At 41.0% G+C, this 7,970-nt stretch carries 5 protein-coding genes; 4 read left to right on the forward strand and 1 reads right to left on the reverse strand.

The genetic code is table 11. The features are described 5' to 3' along the window. The first annotated feature begins 71 nt into the window (after positions 1–71). Both ACFYKT_RS15955 and argS read left to right on the forward strand, forming a co-directional pair. A complete protein-coding gene (locus tag ACFYKT_RS15955) occupies positions 72–596 on the forward strand; it encodes a DUF1934 domain-containing protein (RefSeq protein WP_389221623.1) in 525 nt (174 codons plus the stop codon). Beyond that, positions 593–2,263: an arginine--tRNA ligase gene (gene argS / locus ACFYKT_RS15960; RefSeq protein WP_389221625.1), complete on the forward strand. Its 1,671-nt coding sequence runs from the start codon at positions 593–595 to the stop codon at positions 2,261–2,263. Before ACFYKT_RS15955 ends, argS begins: the two co-directional genes overlap by 4 nt. Positions 2,264–2,585: 322 nt before the next feature. Here the strand turns inward: argS and cls are convergent, their stop codons facing one another. Further along, positions 2,586–3,788, reverse strand: a complete 1,203-nt coding sequence (gene cls, locus ACFYKT_RS15965) for a cardiolipin synthase (RefSeq protein WP_389221626.1) — start codon at positions 3,786–3,788, stop codon at positions 2,586–2,588. A 203-nt stretch (positions 3,789–3,991) separates the two neighbouring features. On the opposite strand from cls, the gene ACFYKT_RS15970 reads away from it, so the two are divergent. Both ACFYKT_RS15970 and ACFYKT_RS15975 read left to right on the forward strand, forming a co-directional pair. Further along, positions 3,992–6,106, forward strand: coding sequence for a heterodisulfide reductase-related iron-sulfur binding cluster (locus tag ACFYKT_RS15970; protein ID WP_389221628.1), 2,115 nt, complete (start codon positions 3,992–3,994; stop codon positions 6,104–6,106). A gap of 290 nt (positions 6,107–6,396) precedes the next feature. Then, on the forward strand, positions 6,397–7,590 hold the full coding sequence (locus ACFYKT_RS15975) for an acetyl-CoA C-acetyltransferase (protein WP_389221630.1): 1,194 nt from the start codon (positions 6,397–6,399) through the stop codon (positions 7,588–7,590). Positions 7,591–7,970 lie beyond the last annotated feature (380 nt).

Raw genomic sequence — 7,970 nt, forward strand, 5'->3', positions numbered from 1 at the left:
CAACCTCTACCCACTACGTCTTAATTAGCAACCTTGTTTGCAAAACAGCAATAATCCAAACGGAGACCCCGATGTCTCCGTTTTTTCCGTTCAGTGGTTACGGGCAACTAGCACCTATTATCGTTTTCTACTATAATGAAATGAAAAGGATGTGTGGCCAACCAGTGGAGCAAGTTCCTGTAAAGATAAAGGGAAAGACGGAAATTCACGATGGAAGCAGTAAGGACACTTTTGAATTTACTGCTTTTGGACGATACTATATAAAGGGAAATGCCCGATTTCTTCAATATAATGAGGAAATGGAAGAGGGTATTGTCAAAACGATCATCAAAATGACTGATCAAGATGGACTTATTCTGCGCAGTGGTGCAGTGAAAATGAGGCTTCCATTTAAACTGAATTCAGAGCTTAGAGGAAGTTATGATACGCCATATGGAGTATTTGAACTGATTACTTTAACGAAGACGCTAACTCATCAGTTGGATGAACAAACAAGTATGGGGTCTATCGAGCTTTTATATGATTTAAACATGCAAGGTGCATATGCAGGTACATACCATTTATCCATAACGTTTAAGGAGGAGGAAGAAAAATGAATAGTGTAGAACAAATGCAAAATATGCTTAAACAAGAAATTAAAGCAGCTATCTTGAAAGCCAATTTAGCTTCTGAAGAACAAATTCCGAATGTTATTCTTGAAACACCAAAGGAAAAAACACATGGGGATTATTCCACCAATATGGCGATGCAGCTTGCTCGTGTTGCCAAAAAGGCACCAAAACAAATAGCAGAGGCTCTTATTGAGAACTTTGACCTTTCAAAAGCCTCTATTGAAAAAATGGAAATCGCAGGACCGGGATTTATCAATTTTTATATGGACAACAGCTATTTAACAAATTTAATTCCAACCATTCTTGAAGCAGGCGATCGATACGGGGAAACGAATATCGGCGGCAAACAAAAGGTTCAAGTGGAGTTTGTGTCTGCGAATCCGACTGGTGATCTTCATCTCGGTCATGCTCGTGGGGCAGCTGTGGGTGATTCATTATGTAATCTCCTCGAGAAGGCTGGGTATGATGTCTCTCGTGAATATTATATAAACGATGCTGGTAACCAGATTAATAATCTTGCTTTATCTGTTGAGGCACGCTATTTTCAAGCGCTGGGCTTAGAAAAGGAAATGCCCGCAGATGGTTATCATGGGGAAGATATTATTGGGATTGGCAAGAAGCTTGCGGAAGAATTCGGCGACAAATACATTCATGTAGACGAAAAAGAACGGTTCGACTTTTTCCGTGAATATGGATTAAAGGTTGAAATGGCTAAGCTGAAAGCAGATCTAGAGGATTTCCGTGTGCCATTTAATGTATGGTATTCTGAAACATCTCTCTATCATAATGGCAAAATTGATACAGCACTTACGGCGCTGAAGGAAAATGGACACATCTATGAAGAAGATGGTGCGACATGGTTCCGTTCAACGACATTTGGTGATGATAAAGACCGTGTGCTTATTAAAAACGATGGCTCTTACACATACTTAACGCCAGATATTGCTTACCATAAGGATAAGCTTGAGCGCGGATTTGAAAAGCTGATTAATATTTGGGGTGCAGACCACCATGGTTATATCCCACGTATGAAAGCAGCCATTCAGGCACTTGGCTATGATCGTGATGCGCTTGAAGTAGAGATCATCCAGCTTGTTCATTTATATAAAAATGGCGAAAAAATGAAAATGAGCAAACGAACAGGTAAAGCAGTGACAATGCGTGATCTTGTCGATGAAGTAGGTCTTGATGCAACTCGTTATTTCTTTGCCATGAGAAGTGCGGATACCCATATGGACTTTGACTTAGATTTAGCAGTCTCTCAATCAAACGAAAATCCAGTTTATTATGCTCAATATGCACATGCGCGTATTTCAAGTATTTTACGCCAGGGGGAAGAGCAGGGCATAACTGTCAGTAGTGATGCTGATTTCTCATTGATTTCCGCTGAAAAGGAAATGGAAGTACTAAAGAAATTAGGCGAATTCCCGCAGGCTGTTGGAGAAGCAGCAGGGAAACGATTGCCGCACAGAATTACAAATTATATTTTTGAATTGGCTTCAACTTTCCACAGCTTCTACAATGCTGAGAAAGTATTGGATGCAGACTATCCAGAGCGGACAAAGGCACGTCTAGCACTGATTAAAGCCGTTCAAATTTCATTAAAAAATGCCCTTGCATTAATCGGCGTTTCCGCACCAGAAAAAATGTAATAGAAATAGGGGGCTGTCCAATAAGTCTATCTTTAGACTATTGGACAGCCCCTTTCTTGTTTAATATTGTTGATATAAGTAGGCAGTTTTCTATAAGATTGTTGTTTTTGAATAGGTTGTGAAAATTTATACTGTTGACAAAAAAGCTTGTTGATTGGAGCGGAAGGTGCGAGACTCCAGCGGGAGTAGTGGGACAGGTGAGACCCCACAGACGCTTTAGCGTCGAGGAGGCTCACCGCCCACCCCGCGGAAAGCGAGCATCCTGGAGCGCAAATCAACCTCTACCAACTAAATCTAAATTAGCAACCAGCAACCAGAATGATTACAAAAGTGGAGCAACCAGCCTGGCGATCCACTCCTTACATGTTCGAAAGAGGTTTGGACGGTTCAATTCTTCTAAGGTTAACGGTTTGGAGTCTTGAATATCTGTTTTAATCACCTGAAAGACTCTGTCAATGAATACCCGATCATAAATATAACAGTTAATTTCATAATTAAGAAAAAGACTTCTTCTATCGAAGTTAGCTGAACCAATATCACAAATCTCATCATCAATGATCATTGTCTTAGCGTGATAAAATCCATTTAGAAATTCATATACTACAGCCCCGTTCTTTAATAAGCTCTTTAAGTAGGGATAGGAGGCTTCTTTCACAAGAAGATGGTCCGAGATATGTGGAACGAGTACGGTAAGTTTGACTCCCCTTGCTAGTGCAGCATTTAAGTCATTCAACAATCTTTTACTGGGAATAAAATAGGGTGTGCCTATGAAGATGCTTTCTTTTGCCTTTCCGATCAAGGCAGAAAAGGCCTCTTCCAAAAAGGCTCCTTTTGAAGGCGTGACCTGATGCCGAAACTGCCCCTTTGATAACTTAGGGAAGTAACAATCTTTACCTAATAAATTGATATTCGTCTCCGAGTGCCAATCTGTTAAAAACTCCTTTTGTAAATCTGATACCCCTTCACCAGTTATTTTAAGATGATAGTCACGCCATGGACTTAGTTTCGGGTCTAGATTTATGTACTCCTTGCCAATATTGAATCCCCCCATGAATCCAAGCTTTCCGTCAATGATCGTCACTTTTCGATGATTCCTAGCTTGTAGGCTATAGAAGAGAAAGGGGAGCTTTGGTCTATGGGCAAAGGAAAAGTGAATCCCGTGACTTTTGAGGGATTTGATCATCCTTTTCTTAAGGGAGGAGCTGCCAATCCGATCAAGAAGCAGGCGAACTTCAACGCCCTCGTCCGATTTTTTCTTCAATATATTAAGAAATTCTTTGCTAATTGAATCATCCTTCACAATATAGAATAGGATGTGAATATGATGCTTCGCTTTTTTTAACTCGGAAAAAAAGTCAGCAAATAACTCAGGTCCTTTTGTGAAAATATCAATGCTGCTTTCTCGAAAGGGAGAATTCACCCGCTTTAAGTTCTTTATCTGATTGATTCTCCCAAGGGTAAAATCCAAGGAAAGCCATAGAGCGATAATGAGCAAAATGAGTGCTAGTGTCAATAATATGTTCATTGCTATCCGCTCCCCAAATTTGTTTCTTAATTATTATCTCCTTCCCATTTCATTCTATAATAATTTCTGTTAATTTATAAAAAATTGGTTGACTGAATGCTCATTCATAATATAATAGAGGTAAGCGATAATATCAGAAAATTATATTGTATTAGAAATTTTCGCCAAATGACTAATGCAATTAAGGGAAGGAGCGCTATATAATGAATGGATTATTATGGATTAACTTAATTGCATTTCTACTTGTAACCGCTTACGCAGTAAGTTTATTCGTTTATGTAATTAAAACGAGAATGGAGTATATCAAGCTCGGCAAAAAAGTAGATTTCAATAATAATGTAAAGGAACGACTCGGAAAGATTTGGGTCAATGTTTTTGGTCAGAAAAAGCTAATGAAGGACAAGAAAAGCGGAGCTATCCACGTCATGTTTTTCTATGGCTTTTTACTAGTTCAGTTTGGTGCGATTGATTTCATTATTAAAGGAATCAAACCAGGTGCTCACTTGCCGTTAGGGCCTTTATATCCTGGTTTTACTTTCTTTCAGGAAATTGTCACGCTCACAATATTAGTAGCCGTTATTTGGGCGTTCTATCGCCGTTATATTGAAAAGCTTGTTCGTCTAAAGAGAGGCTTTAAATCAGGGCTTGTTCTTATTTTTATCGGCGGGTTAATGGTATCAGTTCTACTTGGCAACGGGATGGGTATGATTTGGCATGGTCATGAAGGGGTATGGACGGAGCCAATTGCCTCACTTATTGCTGGAGCATTCTCTTGGATGGGTGAAACAGCATCCATCGTCGTTTTCTATATAGCTTGGTGGCTTCATTTGCTATTCTTATTGGCATTCCTTGTGTATGTTCCACAAGGCAAGCATGCCCACTTAATTGCGGGACCAGCCAATGTCTACCTTAATCGTTTGGAAAACCCAGGGAAGTTAACGAAGATTGACTTTGAAGATGAATCACAAGAGTCCTTTGGAGTTGGAAAAATTGAAGACTTCACCCAACTGCAAATGGTTGATTTCTATGCTTGTGTAGAATGTGGGCGCTGTACGAATATGTGTCCGGCAACAGGAACAGGTAAGATGCTATCACCAATGGATTTAATCTTGAAGCTTCGCGACCATTTGACAAATCATGGGGCAGCGGTAACTTCTAAGAAGCCATGGGTGCCAACATTTGCATTCTCTAATACGATGGGTAATCAGCTTGCTATGTCTGCTTCTGGTCAAGCAGCCCAAGAGGCAGCAGCAGGCCTTGCTTACAGTCCAAGTTTAATTGGCGATGTCATTACTGAAGAGGAAATTTGGGCATGTACAACGTGCCGGAACTGTGAAGACCAGTGTCCAGTAATGAATGAGCATGTAGAGAAAATTATTGATTTGCGCCGTTACCTTGTGTTAACTGAAGGAAAACTGGATGCAGATGCACAGCGTGCCATGACGAATATCGAACGCCAGGGCAATCCTTGGGGGCTTAACCGTAAAGAAAAGGAAAACTGGAGAGACGTTCGCGATGATGTGTACGTTCCTACAGTGAAGGAAATGAAAAAATCAGGTGAAGAATTTGAGTACCTTTTCTGGGTCGGTGCCATGGGTTCATTTGACAATCGCAGTCAAAAAATTGCTCTTTCCTTTGCTAAATTGATGAATGAAGCAGGCGTTAAGTTTGCAATTTTAGGAAATAAAGAAAAGAACTCGGGCGATACACCAAGACGTCTTGGAAATGAATTCTTATTCCAAGAGCTTGCAACTAAGAACATTGAAGAATTTGAGAAAAATGAAGTGAAGAAGATCGTAACAATCGATCCTCATGCTTATAATATTTTCAAAAATGAATATCCAGACTTTGGTCTAAAGGATGTAGAAGTTTATCACCATACGGAAATTCTGTTTGATCTTGTAAGAGAGGGCAGATTAAAGCCGCAGTACCCAGTAAACGAAACAATTACATTCCATGACTCTTGTTACTTAGGACGTTATAACGATGTATATGATCCACCACGTGAAATCTTAAAAGCCATTCCTGGCGTGAAGCTTGTGGAAATGGAGAGAAACCGTGAAACAGCTATGTGCTGTGGAGCTGGCGGCGGATTAATGTGGATGGAAGAAGATACAGGACAACGAATCAATGTGGCGCGGACAGAACAAGCATTAGCTGTTAGTCCAGGAATCATCAGTTCTGGTTGTCCATACTGCCTAACGATGCTTTCCGATGGTACAAAGGCGAAAGAAGTGGAAGAAGAAATAGGTACGTATGATGTAGCTGAAATTCTGGAGAAATCAATAATTGGTGAAAAAGAAACGCTTGTTTCATAAAAGTAAATAGAAATCGGTGGAAATTGAAACACAAAAAATTTATAAAAGGACTCTGAAAATCAGATAATTTTATGAATTTTAGGTAAAGTGTTTCAATTTCTACTATTTTTAAAGTAAAATAAGATTAGCGGTTAAAGCGCTTACAATGATTCGGGAAAAAATATGAATTTTGAAGTTTTTTTTTGCATCAATCTCGAGCGAGCGTTCAGTCATGAGGCTAATCCACCGATATTTTTTTCACCTTAATATTTTTATAATTTCAAATTAATAGATTTAGGGGAGCGATTCTAATGGGGAAAACGGTCATTTTAGGCGGAGCAAGAACACCTTTTGGTAAGTTTGCTGGCGGGTTAAGCAGCTTTTCGGCATCTGATCTTGGCGGCTTTGCAGTGAAGGAGGCGCTAAACCGCGCTGGAGTGAAGCCGGAAGAAGTAGACGAAGTGATTTTGGGGACGGTTCTTCAAGGCGGCCAGGGACAAATCCCATCACGCCAGGCAGCACAAAAGGCTGGGTTACCATGGGAAGTGAAGACAGAGACAGTGAATAAAGTATGTGCCTCTGGCATGCGCAGTGTCACGCTCGGCGATCAAATCATTCGCTTAGGTGACGAAGAGGTCATCGTTGCTGGAGGTATGGAATCAATGAGCAATGCACCGTATTTCCTGCCAAATGCTCGATGGGGATTTAGAATGGGCGATGCCGCAGTGAAGGATTTAATGACCCATGATGGCTTGAGCTGCAGCTTTACAGGTGTTCATATGGGCACTTACGGAAATGAAGTAGCTGAAGCGCTCGAAATCAGCCGTGAAGAGCAAGATAGATGGGCATTAAGAAGCCATGAACTGACAATTGCAGCAATGGAGTCAGGCAAGCTGGCAGAGGAGATTGTTCCAGTAGAGGTTCCGCAGAGAAAAGGCGAACCGATTATCGTTACTGAGGATGAATCACCGCGTAAAGATACGTCCCTCGAAAAGCTAGCGAAACTTCGTTCAGCTTTCGGCCAAGGAGGAACGATTACAGCCGGCAATGCACCAGGAGTGAATGATGGGGCTGCAGCATTAGTATTGATGAGCGAAGAACGAGCAATAAGTGAAGGAAGAAAGCCTGAAGCCGTTATTTTGGGGCATGCAGCGATTGCTGTGGAAGCAAAGGATTTTCCAAAGACACCGGGGCTTGTCATCAATGAGCTGCTTGCAAAGACAGGTAAATCAGTCGAAGAAATCGATTTATTTGAAATCAATGAAGCATTCGCAGCTGTTGCCTTAACAAGTGGGAAAATTGCTAATCTAGATGAAAGTAAGATCAACGTGAACGGCGGTGCAGTCGCACTTGGCCATCCAATCGGCGCAAGTGGGGCGCGCATCATCCTAACGCTAATGCATGAACTAAAACGCAGAGGCGGCGGAATCGGCATCGCAGCCATTTGCAGCGGCGGCGGCCAAGGCGATGCCATCATGATAGAAGTACCAAAAACAAACGAATAATTAGGCTATGTTAGCGTTAATTGTTAAACAAGAGCCATTGGTGTACACGTGATGGGCTTTATTCGTATGAATGGCGGTTACATAAATGGCAGTTATATGCACAGAAATTGTGGTTGATAAGAAAAAAAGGTTGTTATTGTACCAGCTAAATTAATGAATATTGTTGGCAATAAAGATTAGTTGATTGGAGCGGAAGGTGTGAGACTCCTGCGGGAGTAGTGGGACAGCTGAGACCCCACAGACGCTTTAGCGTCGAGTTATCATGAACGAAACTAGCTCCTTACTCGTAAAATCGTAGGTTAATTTGGTTAGAATGTTTACTGGAAAAAACAAACCAAATCAGAGCTACATTACGGAAGGAGCTAGTTATTATGAAGGAT

Origin of the sequence: Cytobacillus mangrovibacter, assembly GCF_042865275.1 — a bacterium.
GTDB classification, from domain to species: domain Bacteria; phylum Bacillota; class Bacilli; order Bacillales; family Cytobacillaceae; genus Cytobacillus; species Cytobacillus mangrovibacter.